25 protein-coding genes are annotated in these 24,634 nt (G+C 71.7%); 14 read left to right on the top strand and 11 right to left on the bottom strand.

From position 1 onward, the window contains the following. Nucleotides 1-16 precede the first annotated feature (16 nt). Nucleotides 17-202 carry a hypothetical protein gene (locus AB0K02_RS07040; protein ID WP_365991326.1) on the top strand — a complete coding sequence of 62 codons (186 nt, stop codon included), beginning with the start codon at nucleotides 17-19 and terminating at the stop codon, nucleotides 200-202. A gap of 42 nt (nucleotides 203-244) precedes the next feature. Here AB0K02_RS07040 and AB0K02_RS07035 read toward each other — a convergent pair whose 3' ends face one another. Further along, complete coding sequence (locus tag AB0K02_RS07035; RefSeq protein ID WP_365991505.1) at nucleotides 245-778, bottom strand: hypothetical protein; 534 nt, start codon at nucleotides 776-778, stop codon at nucleotides 245-247. A gap of 129 nt (nucleotides 779-907) precedes the next feature. Here AB0K02_RS07035 and tsaB point away from each other — a divergent pair, with 129 nt between their 5' ends. From tsaB to AB0K02_RS07000, 7 genes are all read left to right on the top strand, one after another. Next, nucleotides 908-1,561, top strand: a complete 654-nt coding sequence (gene tsaB, locus AB0K02_RS07030) for a tRNA (adenosine(37)-N6)-threonylcarbamoyltransferase complex dimerization subunit type 1 TsaB (RefSeq protein WP_365991325.1) — start codon at nucleotides 908-910, stop codon at nucleotides 1,559-1,561. Between the two features lie 68 nt (nucleotides 1,562-1,629). Then, a complete protein-coding gene (rimI, locus tag AB0K02_RS07025; protein ID WP_365991504.1) occupies nucleotides 1,630-2,073 on the top strand; it encodes a ribosomal protein S18-alanine N-acetyltransferase in 444 nt (147 codons plus the stop codon). 27 nt (nucleotides 2,074-2,100) lie between these two features. Beyond that, entirely contained in the window at nucleotides 2,101-3,204 is a 1,104-nt protein-coding gene (tsaD, locus tag AB0K02_RS07020; protein WP_365991324.1) for a tRNA (adenosine(37)-N6)-threonylcarbamoyltransferase complex transferase subunit TsaD, read from the top strand. After that, nucleotides 3,201-3,458, top strand: coding sequence for a hypothetical protein (locus AB0K02_RS07015; RefSeq protein WP_365991323.1), 258 nt, complete (start codon nucleotides 3,201-3,203; stop codon nucleotides 3,456-3,458). The genes tsaD and AB0K02_RS07015 overlap by 4 nt, the downstream gene beginning before the upstream one ends. Nucleotides 3,459-3,576: 118 nt before the next feature. Beyond that, nucleotides 3,577-3,933, top strand: coding sequence for a YciI family protein (locus tag AB0K02_RS07010; protein ID WP_365991322.1), 357 nt, complete (start codon nucleotides 3,577-3,579; stop codon nucleotides 3,931-3,933). Between the two features lie 43 nt (nucleotides 3,934-3,976). Next, nucleotides 3,977-5,227, top strand: coding sequence for a DUF6596 domain-containing protein (locus AB0K02_RS07005; RefSeq protein ID WP_365991321.1), 1,251 nt, complete (start codon nucleotides 3,977-3,979; stop codon nucleotides 5,225-5,227). Nucleotides 5,228-5,323: 96 nt separating this feature from the next. After that, nucleotides 5,324-5,962 (top strand): hypothetical protein, encoded by a 639-nt coding sequence (locus AB0K02_RS07000; RefSeq protein ID WP_365991320.1) that lies wholly within the window; start codon nucleotides 5,324-5,326, stop codon nucleotides 5,960-5,962. Between the two features lie 70 nt (nucleotides 5,963-6,032). Here the strand turns inward: AB0K02_RS07000 and AB0K02_RS06995 are convergent, their stop codons facing one another. Next, complete coding sequence (locus AB0K02_RS06995; RefSeq protein WP_365991503.1) at nucleotides 6,033-7,253, bottom strand: class I SAM-dependent methyltransferase; 1,221 nt, start codon at nucleotides 7,251-7,253, stop codon at nucleotides 6,033-6,035. A 48-nt stretch (nucleotides 7,254-7,301) separates the two neighbouring features. Here AB0K02_RS06995 and AB0K02_RS06990 point away from each other — a divergent pair, with 48 nt between their 5' ends. From AB0K02_RS06990 to groL, 3 genes are all read left to right on the top strand, one after another. Next, nucleotides 7,302-8,249 carry a polysaccharide deacetylase family protein gene (locus AB0K02_RS06990; protein WP_365991319.1) on the top strand — a complete coding sequence of 316 codons (948 nt, stop codon included), beginning with the start codon at nucleotides 7,302-7,304 and terminating at the stop codon, nucleotides 8,247-8,249. Between the two features lie 361 nt (nucleotides 8,250-8,610). Next, complete coding sequence (groES, locus tag AB0K02_RS06985; RefSeq protein ID WP_177148652.1) at nucleotides 8,611-8,919, top strand: co-chaperone GroES; 309 nt, start codon at nucleotides 8,611-8,613, stop codon at nucleotides 8,917-8,919. Between the two features lie 117 nt (nucleotides 8,920-9,036). Continuing rightward, complete coding sequence (groL, locus tag AB0K02_RS06980; protein WP_365991318.1) at nucleotides 9,037-10,665, top strand: chaperonin GroEL; 1,629 nt, start codon at nucleotides 9,037-9,039, stop codon at nucleotides 10,663-10,665. 132 nt (nucleotides 10,666-10,797) lie between these two features. Here the strand turns inward: groL and AB0K02_RS06975 are convergent, their stop codons facing one another. The 6 genes from AB0K02_RS06975 to AB0K02_RS06950 form a co-directional block, all read right to left on the bottom strand. Continuing rightward, the gene (locus tag AB0K02_RS06975) at nucleotides 10,798-11,490 is read right to left on the bottom strand and encodes an ester cyclase (RefSeq protein ID WP_365991317.1); all 693 of its coding nucleotides are present in this window, start codon (nucleotides 11,488-11,490) and stop codon (nucleotides 10,798-10,800) included. A 55-nt stretch (nucleotides 11,491-11,545) separates the two neighbouring features. Continuing rightward, a complete protein-coding gene (locus AB0K02_RS06970) occupies nucleotides 11,546-12,574 on the bottom strand; it encodes a hydroxyacid dehydrogenase (protein ID WP_365991316.1) in 1,029 nt (342 codons plus the stop codon). A 33-nt stretch (nucleotides 12,575-12,607) separates the two neighbouring features. Next, a complete protein-coding gene (locus tag AB0K02_RS06965; RefSeq protein WP_365991315.1) occupies nucleotides 12,608-13,456 on the bottom strand; it encodes a carbohydrate ABC transporter permease in 849 nt (282 codons plus the stop codon). Beyond that, nucleotides 13,453-14,349, bottom strand: coding sequence for a sugar ABC transporter permease (locus AB0K02_RS06960; RefSeq protein WP_365991314.1), 897 nt, complete (start codon nucleotides 14,347-14,349; stop codon nucleotides 13,453-13,455). The genes AB0K02_RS06965 and AB0K02_RS06960 overlap by 4 nt, the downstream gene beginning before the upstream one ends. A gap of 8 nt (nucleotides 14,350-14,357) precedes the next feature. Then, nucleotides 14,358-15,689, bottom strand: a complete 1,332-nt coding sequence (locus tag AB0K02_RS06955; protein WP_365991502.1) for a sugar ABC transporter substrate-binding protein — start codon at nucleotides 15,687-15,689, stop codon at nucleotides 14,358-14,360. 109 nt (nucleotides 15,690-15,798) lie between these two features. Beyond that, complete coding sequence (locus AB0K02_RS06950) at nucleotides 15,799-16,956, bottom strand: substrate-binding domain-containing protein (protein WP_365991313.1); 1,158 nt, start codon at nucleotides 16,954-16,956, stop codon at nucleotides 15,799-15,801. A gap of 164 nt (nucleotides 16,957-17,120) precedes the next feature. On the opposite strand from AB0K02_RS06950, the gene AB0K02_RS06945 reads away from it, so the two are divergent. Both AB0K02_RS06945 and AB0K02_RS06940 read left to right on the top strand, forming a co-directional pair. After that, a complete protein-coding gene (locus tag AB0K02_RS06945; protein WP_365991312.1) occupies nucleotides 17,121-18,902 on the top strand; it encodes a DUF2264 domain-containing protein in 1,782 nt (593 codons plus the stop codon). Next, nucleotides 18,899-20,416 (top strand): right-handed parallel beta-helix repeat-containing protein, encoded by a 1,518-nt coding sequence (locus AB0K02_RS06940; protein ID WP_365991311.1) that lies wholly within the window; start codon nucleotides 18,899-18,901, stop codon nucleotides 20,414-20,416. Before AB0K02_RS06945 ends, AB0K02_RS06940 begins: the two co-directional genes overlap by 4 nt. Here AB0K02_RS06940 and AB0K02_RS06935 read toward each other — a convergent pair whose 3' ends face one another. The 3 genes from AB0K02_RS06935 to AB0K02_RS06925 form a co-directional block, all read right to left on the bottom strand. Further along, nucleotides 20,417-21,190, bottom strand: a complete 774-nt coding sequence (locus tag AB0K02_RS06935) for an SDR family oxidoreductase (protein ID WP_365991310.1) — start codon at nucleotides 21,188-21,190, stop codon at nucleotides 20,417-20,419. 10 nt (nucleotides 21,191-21,200) lie between these two features. Further along, nucleotides 21,201-22,709, bottom strand: coding sequence for a multicopper oxidase domain-containing protein (locus AB0K02_RS06930; protein WP_365991309.1), 1,509 nt, complete (start codon nucleotides 22,707-22,709; stop codon nucleotides 21,201-21,203). Nucleotides 22,710-22,802: 93 nt separating this feature from the next. After that, a complete protein-coding gene (locus AB0K02_RS06925) occupies nucleotides 22,803-23,492 on the bottom strand; it encodes an MOSC domain-containing protein (RefSeq protein WP_365991308.1) in 690 nt (229 codons plus the stop codon). 81 nt (nucleotides 23,493-23,573) lie between these two features. Here AB0K02_RS06925 and AB0K02_RS06920 point away from each other — a divergent pair, with 81 nt between their 5' ends. Next, nucleotides 23,574-24,464, top strand: a complete 891-nt coding sequence (locus AB0K02_RS06920; protein ID WP_365991307.1) for a LysR family transcriptional regulator — start codon at nucleotides 23,574-23,576, stop codon at nucleotides 24,462-24,464. The last annotated feature ends 170 nt before the right edge of the window (nucleotides 24,465-24,634 follow it).

The raw sequence follows: 24,634 nt of genomic DNA, 5'->3' as shown, positions 1-24,634 counted from the left end.
CCACCAGGAGGCGTCCATGTCGGCATCGCAGCGCGAACCGCAGAACCGGCAGCACGCGCCCGCGGCGTCCGTGCCGCATCCCCCGGCCCTGTCGATGCGGGACCTGCTGGCGTCCTGCGCGGCGGCCAGCGCGGTGTCGACGCCGCCGCGCGAGACGCCGCGGGCAGCCGAGGCGGACGAGGCGCGGCGCGACGCCGCGTAGCGGGCGGTCCCGATTCGTACAGCCGGCTCCGTACGGGTGGTCCTACGGGACCACGACCACCTTCGAGCCGATCGTGGCGAACACCCACATCGCGTCCCCATCGGCCCGTGCCATCCGCACGCCGCCCGTCTTCCTGTTCGGGTCCGGGGTCGCCATCGAGCCGTTCACGGCCGCGCTGAAGCCGATCGGCACGTTGCCGACCTTGGCGAACCGCACCACGTGCTCGACCGGGACGCCGTCCGAGCCGGAGACGCTGCCCGAGCGCGAGGTGACCGTGTACGAGCCCGGAGCAGGGCTCACCGTCGACGGCATGACCTCGAAGGTGCGCGGCTTGCCCGTCGCGCCGACCAGCCACACCCGTCGGTCGCCCAGCGAGTAGACGACCCGCACGCCCGTACCGGAGTGCGCGGGCACCGCGAGCGGGTCCTTCTCCTTCTTCTCGGGGCTGCCGGAGGCCTGGCCCGACGGGACGGCGCTCGGGGCCTTGGGCGCGCCCAGGCTGTCGGGAACGTTCGCCGACGCCTGATAGGCGAGGAAGCCGACGACGGCCAGCGCGGCCGCCGTGAGCCCGGCCACGAGTCCCGAGCTGCTCCGTGCCACCGTGCCCACCTTTCGAATCCGATCCCGGTTGTGGTGACGGTAGCAGCAGGCCCCGCGTTCGACCGGGCGGCCGTGCCTCCGCCGCCGGAGCCGTAGGCTGTTTGCGTGCTCTTGCTCGCCATGGATACCGCCACGCCCGCCGTCACCGCCGCCCTCCACGACGGGTCCGCCGTCGTCGCCGAGTCCAGCCGGGTGGACGCCCGAAGGCACGGGGAGCTGCTGCTGCCCGCCGTCGACCGGGTGCTCGCCGAGGCCGGCGCCAAGCTCGACGCCGTCACCGGGATCGTGGTCGGCGTCGGCCCGGGGCCGTACACGGGACTGCGCGTCGGGCTCGTGACGGCCACGACGTTCGCGTCGGCGCTCGGGGTCCCCGTCCACGGGGTGTGCACGCTGGACGGCCTCGCGTACGCCGCCGGCCTCGACGAGCCGTTCGTGGTGGCGACGGACGCGCGCCGCAAGGAGGTCTACTGGGCGCGGTACGCCGATGCCCGCACCCGCGTGACCGACGCCGCCGTCGACCGGCCCGCCGACATCGCCGAGCAGGTCGCGGACCTGCCCGCGGTCGGCGCCGGCGCCCTGCTGTACCCCGAGACGTTCCGGGACGCCCGCGGGCCCGAGCACGTCAGCGCCGGCGCGCTCGCCGCGCTCGCGGCCGGAAAGCTGGCGGCCGGCGAGGACTTCCTCGACCCGCTGCCGCTGTACCTGCGCCGCCCCGACGCCCAGGTCCCCAAGAACTACAAGGTGGTCACTCCGAAGTGAGTGCCGCCCACCCGTCTCCCGACTGCCGCCCCTCATCGACGCGCGGCGGCACTCCCGCATTGCGTGAGATGCGCTGGTGGGACATCCGGCCGGTGCTCGAACTCGAACACGAGCTGTTCCCCGACGACGCCTGGTCGGCCGGGATGTTCTGGTCCGAACTCGCGCACTCCCGGGGCCCGCAGGCCACTCGCCGGTACGTCGTCGCCGAGCTCGACGGCGGGATCGTCGGCTACGCGGGGCTCGCGGCGGCGGGCGGCCTCGGCGACGTCCAGACCATCGCGGTCGAACGCGGCCAGTGGGGCACCGGCCTCGGCGCCCGGCTGCTGACCGACCTGCTCCAGCACGCCACCGCCTTCGAGTGCGACGAGGTGCTCCTCGAAGTGCGGGTGGACAACACCCGGGCCCAGAAGCTGTACGAGCGCTTCGGCTTCGAGCCCATCGGATTCCGCCGGGGCTACTACCAGCCCGGAAACATCGACGCCCTCGTCATGCGCCTGACCGTGCAAGCCTGACCGTACAAGGAACTGAGACTCACACCCATGGCTGACGAACCGCTCGTACTCGGCATCGAGACCTCCTGCGACGAGACCGGAGTCGGCATCGTCCGCGGGACGACCCTGCTCGCCGACGCGGTCGCCTCCAGCGTGGACACGCACGCCCGCTTCGGCGGCGTCGTCCCGGAGATCGCCTCGCGCGCGCACCTGGAGGCGATGGTGCCGACCATCGAGCGCGCCCTGAAGGAGGCCGGGGTCAGCGCCCGCGACCTCGACGGCATCGCCGTCACGGCCGGGCCCGGGCTCGCCGGCGCGCTGCTGGTGGGGGTCTCGGCGGCGAAGGCGTACGCCTACGCCCTGAACAAGCCGCTGTACGGGGTCAACCACCTCGCCTCGCACATCTGCGTCGACCAGCTGGAGCACGGCCCGCTGCCCGAGCCGACCATGGCGCTCCTCGTCTCCGGCGGCCACTCCTCGCTGCTGCTCGCCCCCGACATCACCGCCGACGTGCGCCCCATGGGCGCGACGATCGACGACGCGGCGGGTGAGGCGTTCGACAAGATCGCGCGCGCCCTCGACCTCGGTTTCCCCGGTGGCCCGGTGATCGACCGGCTGGCCAGGGAGGGCGACCCGGAGGCGATCGCGTTCCCGCGCGGTCTGAGCGGCGCCAAGGACCCGGCGTACGACTTCTCCTTCTCCGGCCTGAAGACGGCCGTCGCGCGCTGGATCGAGGCCAAGCGGGCCGCGGGTGAGGAGGTGCCGGTGCGGGACGTGGCGGCGTCCTTCCAGGAGGCGGTCGTCGACGTGCTGACCCGCAAGGCGGTGCGCGCCTGCAAGGACCAGGGCGTGGACCACCTGATGATCGGCGGCGGCGTCGCGGCCAACTCCCGGCTGCGCGCGCTCGCCGAGGAGCGCTGCGAGCGCGCGGGCATCCGGCTGCGCGTCCCGCGGCCCAAGCTGTGCACGGACAACGGCGCGATGGTCGCCGCGCTGGGCGCGGAGATGGTCGCGCGGAACCGGCCGGCCTCCGACTGGGAGCTGTCCGCGGACTCGTCCCTGCCCGTGACGGACCCGCACGTGCCGGGTGCGGACCCGGTCCACGACCACGACCATGTGCACGAGGTCAGCAAGGACAACCTGTACTCATGACCGTCGTCGCTCTGATGTGGGAGGCCCGCGCCGTGGACGGCCGGGGCGCCGAGCTGCTGGAGTGGGCCCGCGCCCAGCAGCTCGCGCGCGATCCGCTGCGCCGCGAGACCTTCCGGGCCGCGCAGGACCGGGTGCTGGTCATCACCTGGTGGGAGGCGGCGCACGCCGACGCCGAGCTGCCCGAGCTCCCCGAGCCCGCCCCCGATGTGATCACCCGGCCGGTGCACCGCTGGCGTTTCGAGTCGCTCGGCTGACAACCCGCCGGGATTTCCCAAAAGAAATCTCCGCGAGGATGTCGATCCGGCCGTCTCCCGTTCGACGCACGGGTGAGAGGCGGGGAACGGCCCCGCACTCACGACCCGAGGAGTCACCATGCCCCGCTTCCTGTCGATGATCCGCATCAACGAGAACGAGCTCCCCCCGGACGATTTCCCGGAGGACTTCAACGAGCGCATGGGCAAGCTGCTCGAAGAGATCACCAAGGCCGGGGTCATGCTGGACACGGCCGGCCTGCTCCCCACCTCCGAGGGCACCCGCGTGACCTGGTCCGGCGGAAAGGTGTCGTACACCGACGGCCCCTTCACCGAGACCAAGGAAGTCGTCGGCGGCTACGCCCTGATGCAGTGCAAGGACAAGGCCGAGGCCCTCGAATGGGCCAAGCGCTTCCTGGAGATCCACCCGGAGGAGTGGACCGTCACCTGCGAGGTCCGCCAGATCATGGAGGGCTGACCAGGCCCCGCTTGCACCCCTTCCGCCGCGGCTGCTCTGATGGGTGGCCGTGACGGCAGGAAGCGCAGCGGACACGGTCGAGGCGGTCTTCAGGATCGAGTCGGCGCGCATCATCGCCGGCGTGGCCCGCGTCGTGCGGGACATCGGCATCGCCGAGGAGATCGCGCAGGACGCTCTGGTCGCCGCGCTGGAGCAGTGGCCGGAGTCGGGCGTCCCGGACAGGCCGGGCGCCTGGCTCATGGCCACCGCCAGGCACCGCGCCGTCGATCTCGTACGCCGCAAGGAGACGTACGCCCGCAAGCTGGCCGAGGTGGGGCGCACGCTGCAGGACGCGCCGCCGCCGCCCGAACCGGCCGAGCCGGACGACATCGACGACGACCTGCTGCGGCTGATCTTCACCGCCTGCCATCCCGTGCTGTCCACCGGGGCCAGGGTCGCGCTCACGCTGAGGCTGCTCGGCGGGCTGACGACCGCGGAGATCGCCCGCGCCTTCCTCGTGCCGGAGCCGACGGTGGCGCAGAGGATCGTGCGCGCCAAGCGGACGCTGGCCACGGCGGACGTGGCCTTCGAGGCGCCGTACGGAGCCGAGCGCGCCGCGCGCCTGGGCTCCGTGCTCGACGTCATCTACCTGATCTTCAACGAGGGTTACGCGGCGACCGCGGGGGACGACCTCGTGCGCCCGGCGCTCTGCGAGGACGCGCTGCGGCTGGCCCGGGTCCTCGCCGGCCTGATGCCGGACGAACCGGAAGTCCACGGCCTGGCGGCGCTGCTGGAGTTCCAGGCGTCGCGCATCCCGGCCCGTACGGGGCCCTCGGGCGAGCCCGTCCTGCTCGCCGACCAGAACCGCGCCAAGTGGAACCGGCTGCTGATCCGGCGCGGCGTCGAGGCACTGGGGCGCGCCGGCGGCGGCCCGTACGGTCCGTACTGCCTCCAGGCCGCCATCGCCGCCTGCCACGCGCGGGCTCTCCGTTACCGGGACACCGACTGGGCGACGATCGCCGCGCTGTACGGGCAGTTGGTCCGTCTCGTGCCGTCCCCGGTCGTCGAACTGAACCGGGCGGTCGCGGTGTCGATGACCGAGGGGCCAGAGGCCGGGCTCGCACTGGTGGACGCGGTGGCCGGTGAACCGGCCCTGAAGGACTACCACTTGCTCCCGAGCGTTCGCGGCGACCTGCTGGCCCGGCTGGGCCGCGCCGAGGAGGCACGGGCGGAGTTCGAGCGGGCCGCGTCCCTCGCCCGCAACGCTCGGGAGAGGGAACTGCTGCTGGACCGGGCCGCTCGCGTCGTGCCGTAGCCGTAGCCGTAGCCGTAGCCGTAGCCGTAGCCGTAGCCGTAGCCGTAGCCGGGTGCGGGCCGCGCGCCCGGGGACGGTCCCGGTAGCCTCATGGTCATGTCAGGACGCACCCTCCCGCCCCTTCCTCCGCCCGTCGGCACACGGGCGTGGCCCGACCGCGCGTCGCTGCTCGCCGACCGGTCGCGGGCGATGGCGGAGCTCCACCGGCTGAGCATCGGCGGGGCCGTGCTCGTCCAACTGTGGCTGCTGGCCGCCGGCTTCGCCGTCGGCTGGGTGCTGGTCGCCGCCGCGCTGCGGACATTCGACGAGGCGATCGACATGTTCGGTCAGATGTTCGGCGGTGTGCTCCTCCTGCTCGGCGCCGCGTTCATGGTGCCGACCGGCCTGCTGATCGGCTTCGGCCTCGCCCGTGACGCGAAGGTGCGCGGGCTGCTGCGTGCCTGGAGCGGCCTGGACAGCGACCCGGCCGGCGACGCGCGCTTCGCCTCGCCGGGCCTGAGCCTGACCTGGTTCCTGCCGTCGTTCCTGATGTGCGCGGGCGGCCTGTGGACCTGCTTCGCCGTCCCGGCCGGCGCGGAGCCCGGCCAGGACACGGTGCCGGGAGTGGTGCTGCTGATGGGGCTCGGGATGATCCTGTGGCTGACGGGACTGATCGGCGTCTCGAAGGCGGTGGGCCACTACCGCTGGGCGCTGCGGCTGGTCCCGCCCCGGGCCCCGTCCGGCCCGCACGCCTGAGCCGGCGCCCTGCGCCCGCCGTGAGCCGGGCGCCCGCCCGGCCCTGAGCCGTGGCCCGCGCGCCGGATCCCTAGGCCGGGTGGCCCACCAGCATGGCCGGCGCCCCGGCCACCCGTGTGAGGAACACGGTCGCCGAGGCCGGGCCGCTGGGCTTCACCTTGCGGCGCAGTTCCTCCGGTTCGACCGCCGAGCCGCGCTTCTTGACGGTCAGGACGCCGACCTCGCGCTCCCTGAGCAGCGCCTTCAGCTTCTTCACGTTGAACGGCAGCGTGTCGGTGATCTCGTAGGCCGTGGCGTACGGCGTCGGGTGCAACTCGTCCGACGTGATGTAGGCGATCGTCTCGTCGATCAGGCCGCCCGAGACGTCCTCGGCGACCTCGGCGACCAGATGCGCGCGGATCGCCGCGCCGTCGGGCTCGTAGAGGTAGCGGCCGACCGCGCGGACGGCGGGGTCCTGCAGGCCGCGCCCGGTCAGGGTCCGCGGGCCCGGGAGCAGGGTCGCGCGGACCGCGCCCGGGTCCGTGCCGAACCAGAGCACCGCCTCCTTGACGTCGCCGCCGTCCGAGATCCACTCGGCCTCGGCGTCCCCGGGGACGGCCTCGTGCGGGATGCCCGGCGCGATCTTGAGCGCGGCGTGGGGGCGTGTGCGGGCCGCGGCGATCGCCCAGGACAGGGGCGGCGAGTACGCCTCCGGGTCGAAGATCCGGCCCCGGCCACCGCGTCGCGCCGGGTCCACGAACACCGCGTCGTACGCGGAGGTGTCGATGTCCGTCACGTCCGCGCAGCGGACCTCGACGAGATCGGCGAGCCCGAGCGCCTCGGCGTTGGCCCGCGCGGCCTCGGCCGTCAGCGGGTCCTTGTCCACGGCCAGGACGGAGATGCCCGCCCGCGCGAGCGCGAGCGCGTCGCCGCCGATGCCGCTGCACAGGTCGGCCACGCTGCGCACGCCGAGCGCGGCGAAGCGCTCGGCCCGGTGGGCGGCGACCGGCCGGCGGGTGGACTGCTCGACGCCGTTCGGGGTGAAGAACATCCGTCCGGCGTCCTCCGCGCCGAACTTCGCCGCCGCGCGCTGCCGCAGCCGGGCCTGCCCGAGGGCCGCCGAGACGAGCTCCGCCGGATGCTCGCGGCGCAGCCGGGTGGCCACCGCCAGTTCGTCGGCGGGGTCGTAGGAGGCGAGCGACGCCAGCAGCGCGGCCCCCTCCTCGGTGCGCAGGGCCAGGAAGGCGGCGAGCGGATCGGAGGCGTTCACCGGGCCATTGTGGGCCAGGCGGGGGATGCTCCGCGCGCACAGGCGGTGTCGGCCGGGCGGGCAGGCGCCGCGCTGACAGGATGCGACGCCATGCAGTCAGTACGACAAAAGGGAAAAGTAAGAGCGTACCGGGTCGGTGTGGGTCTCGTCGCGCTCCTCGTCGCCGCCACCGGCTCGGGCTGTGCGGGCGGTGACGGGCGGGACGCGCGTCCGGCACCGTCCGCCGCGGGGAAGCAGGTCCAGCGGGGCCCGGCGGGAAAGGAGCAGGCGGCGGGCCCGTCCGGCGCGTTGTCCGCGTACGCCGGGAAGGTCAGGCGGGCGCAGGCCGCGCGGGCCGCGGCAGCGAGGAGGTGGGGCCTGGAGCAGACCCCGCTCGCCGCGCCCCCGCCGCCGCAGACCAAGCCGAGGATCACCACCCGCAAGGGTTTCGAGGTCGAGGGCGGCGACGAACTGCCGCCGGTCTTCACCACCGTTCCGACCAAGGAGAAGATCGTCTTCCTGACGATCGACGACGGCGCGGAGAAGGACCCCGAGCTGCTGCGGATGATGTCCGAACTGCGGATCCCGTACAGCGCCTTCCTCAGCGACTACGTGATCGACGACGACTACGACTACTTCGAGAAGATGCAGGGCGGCGGCGTCGCGCTGCACAACCACACCCTCAACCACCCCTATCTGCCCGGCCTTTCGCGCTCCGCCCAGAAGCGGGAGATCTGCGGCCAGCAGGACAGGCTGCAGAAGCGGTACGGCACGCGCCCGCGGCTGTTCCGCCCGCCGTACGGGAACTACAACAAGGACACGCTGCGCGTCGCGAAGTCCTGCGGGATCGAGGCCGTGCCGCTGTGGGCGTCCGAGGCGTTCCCCGACCACATGGAGTGGCGCGAATGGGACCGGGACCTGCACCCCGGCGACATCATCCTCACCCACTTCCGGGGCCGCGGGGAGTGGAAGGGCACGATGCCGGACGTGATCCGGCGGGTCATGCGGACCGTGACCGCCAAGGGCTACGCCGTGGCGAAGCTGGAGGACTACGTGTGAGCCGCGCGCACCGGTCCCTCGCCGGGTTGCCGGGTCGCCGGCGGCCGGTGCGCCCCTTGCCGCGGCGGGCCGCGGACCCGGCCGAGCGCGTGGGCCGTACGGCGGCAGGGAGCGCGCCACTCGCCGCGGGCGGCACGGCCGCCTCAGGCGCGGCCGCGGCCGGATCAGGCCGCCACGCGGCGCTGCATTGGCACTCCGCTTGACCGAGTGCTAATCGCAGTCATAGTCTCGCTCCTGGCACTCCCCACCGGAGAGTGCCAACACAGCGACGGGCAGGTCCGGCACCCGCGACGACGGATCCACCTGGTCGCCACCTCAGATCAGTTAACCCCGTGAGATCTCCGAAGGGGGAGGTCGGATCGTGACGACCACCAGCTCCAAGGTTGCCATCAAGCCGCTCGAGGACCGCATTGTGGTCCAGCCGCTCGACGCCGAGCAGACCACGGCTTCTGGCCTGGTTATCCCGGACACCGCCAAGGAGAAGCCCCAGGAGGGCGTCGTCCTGGCCGTGGGCCCGGGCCGCTTCGAGAACGGCGAGCGCCTTCCGCTCGACGTGAACGTCGGCGACGTGGTGCTGTACAGCAAGTACGGCGGCACCGAAGTGAAGTACAGCGGCGAGGAGTACCTCGTCCTCTCGGCTCGCGACGTGCTCGCGATCGTCGAGAAGTAATTCCTGCTTCACCCGGCAGATTTGCTTTGAGCTGCGCCCCTGGCCACCCCGCTGACGCCGGGCGGCGAGGGGCGCGGTTCTTTTGAACACGATTTCCGAGAGGGCTGAATCGCTCCCATGGCGAAGATCCTGAAGTTCGACGAGGACGCCCGTCGCGCCCTCGAGCGCGGCGTCAACAAGCTTGCCGACACGGTCAAGGTGACGATCGGCCCCCGCGGCCGCAACGTCGTCATCGACAAGAAGTTCGGCGCGCCCACCATCACCAACGACGGTGTCACCATCGCCCGCGAGGTCGAGGTCGAGGACCCGTACGAGAACCTCGGCGCCCAGCTCGTGAAGGAGGTGGCGACCAAGACCAACGACATCGCGGGTGACGGTACGACCACCGCCACCGTGCTGGCCCAGGCCCTGGTCCGCGAGGGTCTGCGCAACGTCGCCGCCGGTGCCTCCCCGGCCGCCCTGAAGAAGGGCATCGACGCCGCGGTCAAGGCCGTGTCCGACGAGCTCCTCGCGACCGCCCGCCCGATCGAGGACAAGACCGACATCGCCGCCGTGGCCGCGCTCTCCGCGCAGGACCAGCAGGTCGGCGAGCTCATCGCCGAGGCGATGGACAAGGTCGGCAAGGACGGTGTCATCACCGTCGAGGAGTCCAACACCTTCGGCCTGGAGCTCGACTTCACCGAGGGCATGGCCTTCGACAAGGGCTACCTGTCCCCGTACATGGTGACCGACCAGGAGCGTATGGAGGCCGTTCTCGACGACCCGTACATCCTGATCCACCAGGGCAAGATCTCCTCCATCCAGGACCTGCTCCCGCTGCTGGAGAAGGTCATCCAGGCGGGTGGCTCCAAGCCGCTGCTGATCATCGCCGAGGACGTCGAGGGCGAGGCCCTGTCCACCCTCGTCGTCAACAAGATCCGCGGCACGTTCAACGCGGTGGCCGTCAAGGCCCCCGGCTTCGGCGACCGCCGCAAGGCGATGCTCGGCGACATGGCCACCCTCACCGGTGCCACCGTCATCGCCGAGGAGGTCGGCCTCAAGCTCGACCAGGCCGGTCTGGACGTGCTGGGCACCGCCCGCCGCGTCACCGTCACCAAGGACGACACCACCATCGTCGACGGTGGCGGCAACTCCGAGGACGTGCAGGGCCGCGTCAACCAGATCAAGGCCGAGATCGAGACCACGGACTCCGACTGGGACCGCGAGAAGCTCCAGGAGCGCCTCGCGAAGCTGGCCGGCGGCGTGTGCGTGATCAAGGTCGGTGCCGCCACCGAGGTGGAGCTGAAGGAGAAGAAGCACCGTCTGGAGGACGCCATCTCCGCGACCCGCGCCGCGGTCGAGGAGGGCATCGTCTCCGGTGGTGGCTCCGCGCTCGTCCACGCCGTGAAGGTGCTCGACGGCAACCTGGGCAAGGAGGGGGACGAGGCCACCGGTGTCGCCGTCGTCCGCCGCGCCGCCGTCGAGCCGCTGCGCTGGATCGCGGAGAACGCCGGCCTCGAGGGCTACGTCATCACCTCCAAGGTCGCGGAGCTCGAGGCGGGCCAGGGCTTCAACGCCGCCACCGGCGAGTACGGCGACCTGGTGAAGGCCGGCGTCATCGACCCGGTCAAGGTCACGCGCTCCGCCCTGGAGAACGCCGCCTCCATCGCCTCGCTGCTGCTCACGACCGAGACCCTGGTCGTCGAGAAGCCGGCCGACGAGGAGGCCGAGGCGGGCCACGGCCACGGTCACGGCCACAGCCACTGACGTACGGGCCTGACGGCCGTACGAGCCTGACGGCGCCTGCCGCGCAGAGAAGGCCCCCGTCCCCGCTGTCCGCGGGGGCGGGGGCCTTCCCGCTTCGACCGTCGTTCGACCGCCTTCCACCGGGGCCGTGGGTCACATCGCGCCGAGCTGCCGCATCAGCCGCATCATGTCGAAGTGCCACCAGCCTTCCTTGATCTTCCCGTCCTCGAACCGGAAGATCGTCGTGCCGGTCATGGAGCACTGCTCGCCCGTGGCCGGTATCCCCTGGAAATCGCCCTTGTGCCGGCCGTTGAAGGTCCACAGCATCACGACGTCGTCGCCCTCGGTGATCTGCCGGTCGAGCTCGAAGGTGAAGTCGAAGGCGTTGCGCCACATCGTGAGGTCGCGCCGGATGACGTCGATGCCGACCTCCGCGTCCTCCTCGTTGGCGATGTCGTGGTCGGTGTAGTCCTCGGCGAACACCTCCTCGATGGCGGCCATGTTCCCGCCGGCGGCGATCTCGTGGAAGAAGCGCCGGGCCGTCGCCGCGTTGAGCTGCTCCTCACGGACCACGTCGAGGTCGGTGAACGTCGGCATGCCGTCGCACAGAGCGACCATCTCCTGGAAGATCCGGTCGGTCTCGGGGAGCTTGGAGTTGCGCATCGCCTCCTCGTACGAGGGGAACTCGACGATCTCGACGTAGTGCGAGCCTTCGGCGCGGTCCTTGCCCATCATCAGGTGGGACGTGGTCCGCTTGCCCCTGGTCTTCTCGACCCACTGGTCCATGAGCGCGTTCACGCCGTCGAACCGGTCGGTCTTGTAGTCGATGATCTGTACGAATTTCATCGTGCCTCCCAGGATCGTACGTCCATTTTAGTGACGCAGATCACATCGCGGCGCCTCAGGCCGAGTGGCCGAGCGTCCCCGGGAGGACCGGGTCGGCGAACGGCAGCCCTCGCGCGAACCGCTCCACCTCGTCCAGGGCCTGGTCGGCCATCCGGTACAGCTCGACGCCGAGCGACCCGGCGATGTGCGGCGTCAGCAGCACGTTCGGAAGGTCGTACAACGGAGAGTCTGCCGACGGCAGTTCGGGCTCGGTCACGTCGAGCACCGCGTCCAGCCGGCCGGAGACGAGCTCCGGCAGCAGCGCCTCCTCGTCGACCAGCGAGCCGCGCGAGGTGTTGATCAGCGTGGTCCCGTCGCGCATCAGGGCCAGCTGGGGGGCGCCGATCATGTGACGGGTGGCCGGGACCTGCGGCGCGTGGACGGTGACGATGTCGGCGCGGGCGCAGAGCTCGTCGAGACCGGTGCGCTCGACCCCGAGCTCCGCCGCCCCGGCGTCGTCCACATACGGGTCGTACAGCAGGACCCGCAGGTCGAAGGGGCGCAGCAGCTCGATCACGCGTCGCCCGATACGGGACGCTCCCACGACTCCGACCGTACGGCGGTAGTTGCCGGCCCCGTCGAGCTCGGCGCGCCAGTCGTGCTGGGCGCGCAGCCGCGCGTACCGGTGGGCGGAACGCAGCACCCGCTTGCCCGCGAAGAGGACGGCGGCGAGCGTGAACTCCGCGACGGGCAGGGCGTTGGCGGCCGCCGCCGACGTCACCGCGATGCCGCGGTCCCAGCACGCCTGGGTGACGTGGTGCTTGACCGAGCCAGCGGCGTGGACGACGGCGCGCAGCCGGGGCGCGGCGGCCAGCACCTCGGCGGTGAGCGGCGGCGCGCCCCAGCAGGTCAGCAGCACCTCCGCCTCGGCGAGCGCGGCGGCGACGCGCGGCGAGGGGGAGGCCAGGTCGTGGGCGACGAGATGCGGGTCGGTGCGGGTGAGCGCCGTCAGCCGTTCGCGATGGCGATCCAAGAGCAACTGGCCGGCGACGCGCGGACTCATGGCCAGCAGCAGCGCGGGGCGATTGTCAGTGGCGTGATGCATGGTGGAACTCGGGCTCCTCACAGGTCGCTTGGGTCACTTGACGCTGCCGGCGGTCAGGCCGGCCTTCCAGTGCCGCTGAAGTGAGACGAAGGCGACGATCAGGGGTATGACGGCGAGCAGGGAGCCGGTCACGACGAGCGGGTAGAACTCCGGCTCGGCATGGGAGTTGCTGTTCCACGCGTACAGGCCGAGGCTCAGCGGGAAGAGCTTCTGGTCCGAGAGCATCACCAGGGGGAGGAAGAAGTTGTTCCATATCGCGGTGAACTGGAAGAGGAAGACTGTCACGAAACCCGGCATCAGCATGCGCAGTCCGATGGACCAGAAGGTGCGCAGCTCACCCGCTCCGTCGATACGGGCGGCTTCCAGGGCCTCGCCGGGGACGTAGCCGGCGCTGAAGACCCGGGAGAGATACACACCGAAGGGGTGCACCAGGACGGGCAGGAGCACGGCCCAGTAGGTGTTGACGACGCCCACCTCACTGGCGAGCAGGTACATCGGCAGGGCGAGCGCCGTGGTCGGGACGAGCACCCCCAGCAGGACCACGCCGAACAGCTTCTCCTTGCCCCTGAAGCGGTACTTGTCGAAGGCGTAGCCCGCCGCGACGCTGATGAGCGAGCTGAGCAGGGCTCCGCCGCCCGCGTACAGAAGGCTGTTGAGGTACCAGCGGAAGTAGACGCCGTCGCCGTACGAGGCCAGGGCCGACAGGTTCGCGCCGAGGCTGAACCCCTCGAAGGAGAAGGCGTTTCCGGCGAGGAGGCCGCCGGTGTCCTTGGTTGCCGCGGTGACCAGCCACACGAGCGGGAAGAGCATGTAGAGCGCGGCGAGGGTGAGCGCGGCGTTGACGGCGCCCTTGGACATCCAGCGGGAGGCGGGGGTGCTCATGCCCTCTTCTCCTTCCGGCCGGTGAGGCGGGTGACCCCGAAGGAGAGAAGCGCGGCGGTGAGCGCGAGGAGTACGGAGGCGGCGGCCGCGAGTCCGTAGTCGTTCCGGTCGAAGGCCGCGGTGTAGGCGTACATGTTCGGTGTCCAGGTGGAGGTGACGGAGGAGCCGGTGCCCTTGTTGAGGATCAGCGGCTCGGTGAACAGCTGGAGCGATCCGATGATGGTGAAGAGCGCGACCATCACGACCGAGGTGCGGATCAGCGGGACCTTGATGTGCAGCGCGGTGCGCCAGGCGCCCGCACCGTCCACCGTGGCCGCTTCGAGTACGGAGCGGTCGATGGCCTGGAGGGCGGCGTAGAAGATCACCACGTTGTAGCCGAGCCATTCCCACAGCGCGATGTTGATCACGGAGGGGAGGGCGCCCTCGGGCGAGAAGAAGTCGAAGCCGATGCCGCCGGCCTCCATCGCCTCGACGACCGGGCTGAGTTGGGGGGTGTAGAGGTAGACCCAGATCAGGGCCGCGATGATGCCGGGGACGGCGTGCGGCAGGAAGAGCGCGAGCTGGAAGAAGCGGCGGGCGCGGGCGAGCGCCGAGTCGAGGAGCAGGGCGAGGACGAGGGCTCCGCCGATCATCAGCGGGATGTAAAACACGCAGTACCCGAGGAGTACGACGAAGCCCTCGCGGAAGGCCGGGTCACCCAGCGCCGCCGCGTAGTTGTCGAGGCCGCTGAAGACGGTCTCCGTGCCGCCGAAGCCCAGTCCGGACTGCTTGTCGGTGAACAGGCTCAGCCAGACCGCGTAACCGATCGGCAGCACCATCACCAGGACGAAGAGAACGAAGAAGGGGGTCAGCAGGACGCCGGCAGCGGCGTTGGTACGGGTGCGGGCCTTCATGGTCTTCGTCAGCCCTCGACCTTCAGGCCGCGCTTGCCGAGTTCGGAGACGGTCGCGTCGTGCCCGGCCCTGACGGCGTCGGCGATTGTGGCGCCCCCGGTCGTGACCTTGCCGAAGGCGTCCTTCATGGCGGTGTTGGTGGTGCCGGAGGTCGGGCCCCATGCCCAGTTCGGGACGATGGAGGCGCCTGCGCTCTCGAAGACCTGGTAGATGTCCTGGCCGCCGTAGTACTCCGTGTCGAACGCGGACTTGGCGGCCGGACGCAGTTCGGCGGCGGCGGGGAAGGCGCTGGAGGTCCCGGACTCGATCCGGGCCTTGATGCCGTCGTCGGTGGTCGTCATCCACTTCGCGAACTCGACCGCGGCCTCGGCCTTCTTGCTGTCCTTGGTCACGGCGAACGTGGAACCGCCCAGCATGCCGCTGGCCGGCTTTCCGTCCCAGGTGGGCATCGGGGCGACGGCCCACTTGCCGCTCTGCTCGGGCAGCGTGCCCTTGAGGACACCGGCGCCCCACGAGGCGCCGAGGTAGCCGACGGTGCCGCCGCTCTTGAGGGAGTTGGTCCACTCCGGGCTGAAGGAGGCGTTGCTGCGTATGAGGTCGTCGTCGAGGAGTTGCTGCCAGTACGCCGAGACCTTTGCCGTGGCGGCGTCCGTGGTGTCGATCCTCCAGGTGTCGCCCTCGGCCTTGAACCACTGGGCGCCGGCCTGCCAGACCATGGCCTGGAAGGTGGTCGGGTCGTCGGGGAAGAAGGTGCCTATGCGCGCCTTCTTGTCGGCCTTCTTGACCTTCTCGGCGGCCGTGCGGAAGTCGTCCCAGGTCCTCGGGACCTCGACGCCGTACTTCTCGAACAGGTCCTTGCGGTAGTAGAAGGCCTGCGGCGAGGCGTCGAAGGGGACGGCCCAGTTCTTGCCGCCCAGGGTGGTCAGTTCGACCGCCTGCGGGAGGAACTTCTTCTTCACGTCGTCGGTCAGGTGGGAGCTGATGTCCTGGACCGCGCCCTGGCTCACGAACTCGGGGAGCATCGGGTACTCGATGGAGACCAGGTCGGGCGCGTTGCCGGCCTTCACCGCGTTGGAGATCTTGGCGTAGCCCCCGGCGTTGCCGGAGGGCGTCTCCTCGAACGTGACGCGGATGTCGCGCTGCGAGGCGTTGAACGCGTCCACGACTTCCTGCGTCCCCTTGGCCCATCCCCAGAAGGTGATGGTCACGGGCTTCCCGTCGCTTCCCTCGGCCTGGGAGTCCCCGCCGCTGCCGCCGCAGGCCGTGAGCACGGCGAGGGCGGAGGCGGCGGCGATCGCGGCGACGGATTTCCTCGTCCGAGGGGTGCGGACATTCCTGATGGGGCTCACGGCACAGCTCCTGACAAAGCGGCGGCATTGGCGTTGGCCGCGATCCTTGGCCGAGTTGTGAGCGAAGTCAAGAACGAATGATCGAATGATCGAAAAAAGGTCAGAAGCTGTTGTCGGTGTCGGTCCGGTCGGGGCCTGCTCCCGCCGCACCCCCGCTCGCGCGGCGCGCCCCGCACGAGTCCCGCACCCGCAGGCGCGGCAGCAGCGACAGATGCCGCCGCGGCTCGTCCGCGCGCTGCCGGTCCGTGAGCCGCTCCACGAGCAGCCTCGTCGCCTCCCGGCCGACCTCGCGCTTGGGCGGGGCCACCGCGGTCAGCGGGATGTCGGCGAGCGCCGCCACCTCGTCGTCGTACGCGATCAGCGCCAGGTCGTCGGGCACCCGTACACCCAGCTCGGCCAGCCGCTGCACCATCTGGATCGCGTCCACGTCGTTGTGCACCAGTGCCGCGCTCGCCGTGCCCGAGACCACCGCCTGGTGCAGAGCGCGCACGGCCGCGTCGAACTCCTCGGGACGCTGCTCGGCGGGCACCGAGTCGATCACGTCCCGGGGCGCGCGCACCCCCAGTGCGGCGAGCGCGTCCGCGTAACCGGAGCGCACCGCGAGCGCGGTCGGGCTGTCGGCCCGGGCCACCAGCAGCGGCGCGCCGTGGCCGAGGTCCATCAGGTGGCGCACGGCCAGCAGGGCGCCGTGCCCGTGGTCGGACGCGACGCGGTCCATGCCGTCCAGCGCGCTGCCGGGCGCGGCCCGGCGCTCCAGCAGCACGGCGGGCACCGGCAGGCCGGTGATCCATTCGCCGTACGCGGCCGGGTCCCCGGGCGCGCGCCAGCCCGGAGCGATCAGCAGTCCCTCGGCACCGGCGGCCAGCAGCCCCTCGGTGCGCATCGGGTCCTCCTCGGGCCGGTAGTCCGAGATCCGCAGGATCAGCCGGGAACCGGCGCGCGCGGCCGCCTCGTGGGCGCCGCGGATCACCTCGGCGAAGTAGTACGTCGACGAGGGCGCGAGCAGTCCGAGCACGGGGCCGTGCCCGCCGCCGGTGGCCGATGGCGCGCCGGTCGCAGCAGGGGGCCGCCGGCCCGGCCACGACACCGAGCCGTGGACCCGGTCGAGCCGGCCCTCCCCGGCCAGCAGCTCGACGTCCCTGCGCGCGGTCACGGGCGAGACGCCCAGCAGGGCGGCCAGGTCGGAGACGCGTGCGCTGCCGCGCTCCCGTACCAGCTCCAGCAGTCGTTCGTGACGTTCCGCAGCACTCTCGCGCACGGTGACGATCCCCCTCGCAGTGTGTGGCCCGGCCGATGCCCACTCTACGGCAGAGTGATCGAACGGCCGGAAGTTTCGATCATTCAAACGCGATCCATTGACGTTCGATCAAAAGCAGGTTCATGCTTCCGCCGTCGCCCGTCGTCTCTGCCCAGGGGAGCATCATGCCGTTCGAGCCCACCGGCTGGACCCGGGAGCACTGGGAGAACGCCGCCGACGACCTGCTCCTCGCGGTGCGTCCATGGGCCTCGCCGCGGGGCGGCCTCATCTGCCTCCCCGGTGCCCGCCCGAGCTGGTCGGGCCCCCGCTCCGACGGCCTCGAAGGCTACGCCCGTACGTTCCTCCTCGCCGCGCTCCGCGTCGCGGGCGCCCACGGCGAGGACCCGCACGGCTTCCTGCCCCGGTACGCCGAAGGGCTGGCCGCCGGTACCGAGGACCCCGTCCCCACGGGTGACCTGAGCCCCCAGGCGCCCGACGCCTGGCCGCTCATGGCCGACGTACGCCAGGCGGTCGTCGAATCGGCCTCCGTCGCCGTCGCCCTGCGGCTCACCCGCCCCTGGCTGTGGGACACCCTCGACGACAGGACCCGCGCACGGGTCGTCGACTGGCTGCTCCCGGCCCTCGGCCCCTCCCCGGTCGACAACAACTGGTGGCTCTTCGGCCTCACCGTCGCGGGCTTCCTCCAAGACGCCGGCATCGAGACCGAACGGGCACGGCGCACCATCGACCGCGCACTCGACCGCATCGAGCAGTGGTGGCTCGGCGACGGCTGGTACAGCGACGGCCCCAACCGAGCCTTCGACCACTACAACGCCTGGGCCCTGCACTTCTACCCGGTCCTGCACGCCCACCTCGCCGGTGACGGGGCCATGCTCGGCCGCTACGGCCCGCGCCTGCACCGCCACCTCGCCGACGTCACCCGCCTCTTCGACGCCAACGGCGCACCCCTGCCCTACGGCCGCTCCCTGACCTACCGCTTCGCCGCGGCCGCGGCCCCCTGGCTCGGCGCGCTGACCGGCCACACCCCGCTCACCCCCGGCGCCACCCGCCGGCTCGCCTCCGGCACCCTGCGCCACTTCCTCGACCGGGGCGCCACGGACGAACGAGGGCTGCTCACCCTGGGCTGGTACGGCGCCTGTGAACCGGCCGTCCAGGGCTACTCCGGCCCGGCGTCCCCCTACTGGGCCTCCAAGGGCTTCCTCGGCCTGCTCCTGCCCGCGACCCACCCGGTGTGGACCGACCCCGAGGAACCGCTTCCCGCCGAGACCGAGGACGCGGTCACCACGCTGGGTCCGCCCGCCATGCTGATCCAGTCCACCGCCGCCGACGGTCTCGTACGCCTCCACAACCACGGCAGCAACCACGTGGACCCGCGGGAGGACGACCCCGGATACGCCCGGTTCGCCTACTCCACCCGGACCGGCCCGGCCATCGAGACCGCCGACAACCACTTCGCCCTGCTCATCGACGGGGCACCCACCCGGCGCGGCCCCGCGAAGCCGCTCGGCCACGGTCCCGGCTGGGCCGCCTCCGCCCACACCCCGCACCCCGGCGTGCGCGTCGTGTCCGCCACGCTCGTGCACGGCCGTGCCGAGGTCCGCGCCCATCTGGTCGTCGGCGCGCCGCCCGGGACGCCGGTCCGCCAGACCGGCTGGGCCACCGACGGCACCGTGACCGCCCAGCTCCACCCCGTCCGCGGCTACGACGTGGCGACGGAGGCGGCGACCGGCCCGACCCTGGCCGCCGACCGGAGCCGTACGCACGTACTCGAAGGGCGCACCGAGTCGGCCGAGTCGCTCTTCGTCGCCCTCGCCTCGGTGACCGCCGAGCCGGACCCGGCTCCCGTCGCCACCCTCGCAGACGTCCAGATCACCGGCCGCACCATCCGGGTGACCTGGGAGAACGGATCAACCGCCCTGATCGGCCTCGACCCGGAGGACCTGTGAGACACCGCAGCACCCTCGCCCTCGCCACGGCGGCACTCGCCCTCGCCGCCCTGGCCGCCCCCGCCCACGCCGCGCCGCCCGCCGGCACCGCGTACTACGTCGACTGCGCTGCCACCGCCCCCGGCGACGGCAGCGCCGGCAGCCCCTGGACGTCTCTGGCCGACGCCAACGCGCACGTGTTCGGCCCCGGGGACCGCCTCCTGTTCAAGCGCGGCGTCACCTGCACCGGCACCCTCCAGCCCCGCGGCGCCGGCTCCGCCGACGCGCCCTTCACCATCGCCGACTACGGCGACTCGGCGGCACGGGCCAAGCTCGACGGAGCAGCCGCCCAGGACGTCGTCCTGCTCTCCAACACGGAGCACGTGCGCGTCACCCGCCTGGAGATCGTCAACGCCGCCGACCCCGGCACCCTCCGCAACGGCATACGCCTGCGCCTGACCGACTACGGCACGGCGACCGGCATCGAACTCGACCACCTCCACATCCACGACGTGCGCGGCGGGGACTTCAAGACGCTCACCGGCTCCAGCGCCATCCAGATCGCCGTCGAAGGCACCGCGAGGGCGAGCAGGTACGACGACCTCGACATCCACCACAACCGCATCGAGGACGTCGACCGCGAGGGCATCTACTTCAAGTCGACGTTCTCCAAGCGCCCCCTGGTCGGGAACCAGCAGGACCCGAACGCCTACCCGGGCGCGTGGACCCCTTCCACCCGGGTCCGCGTCCACCACAATGTCCTGAGGTCCATGGCGGGCGACGGCATCAAGCTCGACACGACGGCCGGGGCCCGCGTCGACCACAACCGCGTCGACGGATTCCAGCTTCGCTCGAAGGCCGCCAACGCCGGCGTGTGGACCTTCAACACCGACGACACCCTCGTCGAGTACAACGAGGTCTCGGGCGGCGGCAACACCAAGGACGGGATGTCCTTCGACGCCGACGGCGCCTCACAGAACACCGTCTTCCAGTACAACTACAGCCACGACAACAAGGGCGGCTTCCTGCTGATCTGCCCGTACAGCGGAGCCAGGACGATCGGCACGGTCGCCCGCTACAACGTCAGCCGCAACGACGGTGCCCGGCTCGTGCAGAACTGCTGGGGGCCCATCCTGGGCACCCGGATCCACAACAACACCTTCCACAACACCACGGTGACGCCCGGCTACCTCGTCCAGGACGACGCGGGAAGCCCGGCCGCCACCCAGCACGAACTGGCCTTCCGCAACAACGTCTTCGTGAGCGAGGGCACCGGCGGCTACGCCTTCAAGAACCCGACCGCGGGTCTCACCTTCGACCACAACGTCTTCCACGGGATCACCATGACCCGCCCCAACCCGGGCGGCATCACCGCCGATCCGCTGCTGCGCGACGACTTCCGGCTGGGCACCGGCTCGCCCGCCCTCGCCGCCGGAGCCGTCATCGAGGACAACGGCGGCAAGGACTGGTTCGGCAACCCGCTGCCCCTCACCGCGCCCAACATCGGTGCGTACGAGGGTCCGGGAGTCGACTGATCACTGCGGCCCGTACTTGCGGCCTGCTCGCGAGCTGACCCCTCCGAGCAGGCCGCGCGGCGCCAGCTTCACCACGCCCATCAGCGCCTTGTACCGCGGATCGGGGATCGACAGCGACTTGCCCTTCGCCAGATCCGACAGCGCCGACGCCACCAGCTTGTCGGCGTCCAGCCACATCCAGCCCGGGATGTTGTCCGTCCCCATCCCGGCCCGCTGGTGGAACTCCGTCCGGACGAACCCGGGGCACAGCGCCATCAGCCGCACGCCCGACCCCGCCATCTCCCGCGCCACGCCCTGCGTGAACTGCACGACCCACGCCTTCGACGCGCCGTACGTGCCGCGCGGCACGAACGCCGCCACCGAGGCCACGTTCACCACGCCTCCGCGGCCCCGCTCGCGCATCGAGCCGGCCGCCGCGGACGTCAGCCGCAGCACCGCCTCGCAGTGCACCTTGAGCATCGTCAGCTCGTCGGCCATGGACACCTCCAGGAAGCGTCCCTTGTTCCCGAAGCCGGCGTTGTTGATCAGCAGGTCGACCGGGTGCCTGCGGTCCGCGAGCCGTTTCTCGACGGCCGAGATCTCCTCGTCCTCGGACAGGTCAGCGGTCAGCACCTCCGCCTCGATGCCGTGCCGGTCGTGCAGCTCGGTGGCCTGCTCCTGCAGCCGCTCGGTGTCACGGGCCACCAGCACCAGATTGCGTCCCTCGGCAGCCAGCCGCCGCGCGAACGCGGCGCCGATGCCCGCGGTCGCTCCCGTGATCAGTGCAGTCGTCATAGGCGGCACGTTAGTGCCCCGCGTGTGAGTGCGGCGTACGCACCTCGCCCGCCCGCTGTCCCTTCTCGACGACCACGAACTGGCCCATCATGCCCTCGTCCTCGTGGTACAGCAGATGGCAGTGGTACATGTACGGAGTGTCCGGGTCGGCCGGGCCGGTGAACCGCAGGGCTGTCGTCACGCTCGTGTTGCCGGGCACGAAGACGGTGTCCTTGGCGCCGCGCAGATGCGGCGGGGGCCGGCGGCCGTCGACCTCCAGCACCCGGAACTGCACGTCGTGCACATGGAAGTTGTGCGGCATTCCGTCCTGGTTGCGCAGGACCCAGGTCTCGGTGGTGCCCCGGGTGACGGTCGCGTCGATCCGCTCCATGGACATCGGTCTGCCGTTGATCCCCGACCGCTGAAGGCCGAAGAACCGGGTCCGCACCGACTGCCCGGCGTCGGGCAGCTCCGGCTCGCCCAGCCGTCGCGGAAGCTCCGGGGAGGGGCGCAGGGTCTTGGCGGCGCGCAGCTCCAGCACGTCGAACGAGTCGTCGCCGCCGTTGAACCGGGTCTGCCAGAAGTCCCCCAGGCTCTGCGGATGGCTGCGCAGCACCGCCCGCTCGCCGGGCCGCATCCGCACCACTATCTCCGCCCGTTCGCCGGGGGAGAGTCGGATACGGTCCATCGCCGCGGCCTCCTCCAGCAGCCCGCCGTCCGACGCGACCAGCGAGAAGCGCCGGTCGTCGGCGAAGCCGAAGTGGTAGACGCGGGCGGTGGAGGCGTTCAGCAGGCGCAGCCGGATCAGCTCGTCATGGACCTCCTTGTACGGGTCGAGGGTGCCGTTGACCATGGTCCGGTCGCCGAGGAAGCCGCTGTTGGACATGAGCCTGTGGCCGTGGTCGAACCCGGCGCCGTCGAAGCGGACGTCCTGCACGATGACGGGCAGGTCGTCCACGCCGTACCGCTTCGGCAGCGGAAGCCGCGCCGACCTTAGGTCGTCGAGCAGGAACATGCCGGCCAGTCCCCGCCGTACATGCTGTTCGGTCTTCCCGTGCGGATGCGGGTGGTACCAGAGCGTCGCCGCCGGCTGGTCCACCGTCCAGTGGGGGCTCCAGGTGCCGCCCGGCGCGACCGCCTGATGCGGGCCGCCGTCCATCGCGGCGGGCAGGTGCATGCCGTGCCAGTGCACGGTGGAGGTCTCGTCCAGCGTGTTCCGTATCCGCACCTGGACCCTGTCGCCGCGGGCGGCCCGCAGGGTCGGACCCAGATAGTCGCCGTTGAAGCCCCAGGTGGGTGTCCGCTGCCCGGCTCTGAACTCCGTGTGCCCGGCCCGCATCGTCAGGTCGAAGACCTTGGTGCCGTCGGGCCGGACGGTCGGTTCGGCCAGGGGCGGCACGGTCAACTCGCGGCTGAACGAGGCGCCGACGGTGGACACCCGCGCGCCGGAGTACAGCAGGAAGAACCCGCCGCCCACCGCGACGGCGAAGACGACGGCGAGGGCGGTGAGAACGACGATGACGCGCTTGAGCGGGGACATGCCCCCAGCGTCCCGGCCGCCGTGATCGGCCACATCGGGGGCCGTCCCCCATCGGCCCCCGATTCAACTGTGGTGCTGCCTCCGGGATTTCCCCTACGAGACGACCGGCTGCTCCGTGCCCCCGGCCCCGTACCTGGCCACGTACTCCCGTGCCGCGCGCAGCTGCTCGGGGTGCAGTGCATCACCCGCGGCGAGCACCTGGGGCAGCAGAGCGCGTTCGGTGGTCTCGGCCCGGAACGCCAGCGAGACGGTGACCTCGTGCTCCGGCCGGTGCACGATCTCGATCGGGTCGCCCGCACGGATCTCACCGGGCGTGATCACCCGCAGGTACGCCCCGGGGGCGGCGGCCCGGGTGAACCGTCTGACCCAGCCCTTCTCGTCGAGCCAGCTCGCGAAGGTGCGGCACGGGATGCGTCCGCCGGTGACCTCGAGCACCAGCTCGTCGCCGATCCGCCAGCGTTCGCCGATCCTCGCGCCATTGACGTCGAGCCCGCTCGTCGTGAGGTTCTCGCCGAACGAACCGCTCGCCAGCGGCCTGCCCAGCTCCCGCTCCCAGAGGTCCAGATCCTCGCGTGCGAAGGCGTAGACGGCCTGGTCGGCGCCTCCGTGGTGACGCAGGTCGGATATGGCGTCGCCGGCCACTCCGCTGCCGCCCTCGCCCTTGGGGCCCGGATCGCTCACCCGGACGGCCCCCTCGGCCGGGCGCTTGTCGATGCCGGTCGCGCCGGTGTCCGCGTACTCCACGGGCTTCAGCCGCCCCACGTTCACACTCAGAAGCTTCATGGCGGGCACGTTAACCCGGCATTCCTCAAAGGAACCAGGAGATTATTCCCTCAGCCCCCAAGGCTCCCTTATGCTCAGAGGGTGATCGAAGCCCGCCACCTCCGAGTTCTGCGCGCCGTCGCCGCCACGGGCTCCTTCTCCGCCGCCGCGCGCGAGCTGGGCTGCACCCAGCCCGCGGTCAGCCAGCAGATGAAGGCGCTCGAGACCTCGACCGGCACGCCGTTGCTCGTCCGTACGGGCCGGGAGATGCGCCTGACTCAGGCCGGGGAAGTGCTCGTCCGGCATGCCGCCGGCATCCTCGCGGGGCTCACCGCGGCGGAGGAGGAGATCGCGGCCATCGCCGGCCTCAGGGCGGGCCGGGTCCGGCTGGTGTCGTTCCCGAGCGGCAGCTCCACGCTCGTGCCGACCGCGCTCGCCGCCCTGCGCGCGGCGCACCCCGGCACCAGGGTCTCCCTGGTCGACGCCGAACCGCCCCGCTCCGTCGAGATGCTGCGCGAGGGCGACTGCGACGTGGCCCTCGCCTTCCGGTACGGCACGGCGGGCGCCGAATGGGACGACCTCGTCGTGCGTCCGCTGCTCACCGACCGGCTCGTCGGGCTCGTGCCAAAGGGGCACCGCCTGGCGGGGGCGCAGAGCGCCGCGATCGGCGACCTCACCGACGAGCCGTGGATCGCGGGCTGCCCGCGCTGCCGCCGTCAGCTCGTGGAGGTCTGCGAGGAGGCAGGCTTCACCCCCCGGATCGACTTCGCGACGGACGACTATCCGGCGGTGATCGGGCTGGTGGGCGCCGGTCTGGGTGTGGCGGTGCTGCCGGAGCTCGCGCTGGAGTCGGTGCGCCCCAAGGGTGTGCGGACGATCGCGGTGAACCCGCCCGTCGCGCGCGAGATCGTGGCCCTCACCCTGCCGGACCTCGCCCAGGTCCCGGCCGTCGCGGCGACCCTCGATCAGCTGACCCTGGCGGCCCGTCGCTGAGGACACGTAAGCCGGTCCCGGCGGAGGCCGGGACCGGCGGGGAGTCGGTGGTGCGGGGCGCTGGGGGATCGCTCGTCGTCGTTCGTCGGGATGCCCGTCGTCGGTCGTTGTCGCTGTCGTCTTCGCTCACATAGGCGAAGGAACGTTTCTTCGATAGTTCGCGGTCCGGG

It is taken from the genome of Streptomyces sp. NPDC049597, from assembly GCF_040675505.1.
Taxonomy (GTDB): domain Bacteria; phylum Actinomycetota; class Actinomycetes; order Streptomycetales; family Streptomycetaceae; genus Streptomyces.
The sequence above is the reverse complement of the archived record's forward strand: the minus strand, read 5'-3'. Positions and strand labels throughout refer to the sequence as shown.

Bases quoted from the DNA above. Each gene is read 5' to 3' on its own strand.
- AB0K02_RS06925 (WP_365991308.1), bottom strand. From the start codon at position 23,492: ATGAAGCTTCTGAGTGTGAACGTGGGGCGGCTGAAGCCCGTGGAGTAC.
- AB0K02_RS06935 (WP_365991310.1), bottom strand. From the start codon at position 21,190: ATGACGACTGCACTGATCACGGGAGCGACCGCGGGCATCGGCGCCGCG.
- groL (WP_365991318.1), top strand. From the start codon at position 9,037: ATGGCGAAGATCCTGAAGTTCGACGAGGACGCCCGTCGCGCCCTCGAG.
- AB0K02_RS07015 (WP_365991323.1), top strand. From the start codon at position 3,201: ATGACCGTCGTCGCTCTGATGTGGGAGGCCCGCGCCGTGGACGGCCGG.
- AB0K02_RS06965 (WP_365991315.1), bottom strand. From the start codon at position 13,456: ATGAGCACCCCCGCCTCCCGCTGGATGTCCAAGGGCGCCGTCAACGCC.
- AB0K02_RS06945 (WP_365991312.1), top strand. From the start codon at position 17,121: ATGCCGTTCGAGCCCACCGGCTGGACCCGGGAGCACTGGGAGAACGCC.
- tsaD (WP_365991324.1), top strand. From the start codon at position 2,101: ATGGCTGACGAACCGCTCGTACTCGGCATCGAGACCTCCTGCGACGAG.
- rimI (WP_365991504.1), top strand. From the start codon at position 1,630: ATGCGCTGGTGGGACATCCGGCCGGTGCTCGAACTCGAACACGAGCTG.
- AB0K02_RS06975 (WP_365991317.1), bottom strand. From the start codon at position 11,490: ATGAAATTCGTACAGATCATCGACTACAAGACCGACCGGTTCGACGGC.
- AB0K02_RS06970 (WP_365991316.1), bottom strand. From the start codon at position 12,574: ATGCATCACGCCACTGACAATCGCCCCGCGCTGCTGCTGGCCATGAGT.
- AB0K02_RS07040 (WP_365991326.1), top strand. From the start codon at position 17: ATGTCGGCATCGCAGCGCGAACCGCAGAACCGGCAGCACGCGCCCGCG.
- AB0K02_RS06930 (WP_365991309.1), bottom strand. From the start codon at position 22,709: ATGTCCCCGCTCAAGCGCGTCATCGTCGTTCTCACCGCCCTCGCCGTC.
- AB0K02_RS06960 (WP_365991314.1), bottom strand. From the start codon at position 14,349: ATGAAGGCCCGCACCCGTACCAACGCCGCTGCCGGCGTCCTGCTGACC.
- AB0K02_RS07010 (WP_365991322.1), top strand. From the start codon at position 3,577: ATGCCCCGCTTCCTGTCGATGATCCGCATCAACGAGAACGAGCTCCCC.
- AB0K02_RS06990 (WP_365991319.1), top strand. From the start codon at position 7,302: ATGCAGTCAGTACGACAAAAGGGAAAAGTAAGAGCGTACCGGGTCGGT.
- AB0K02_RS07000 (WP_365991320.1), top strand. From the start codon at position 5,324: ATGTCAGGACGCACCCTCCCGCCCCTTCCTCCGCCCGTCGGCACACGG.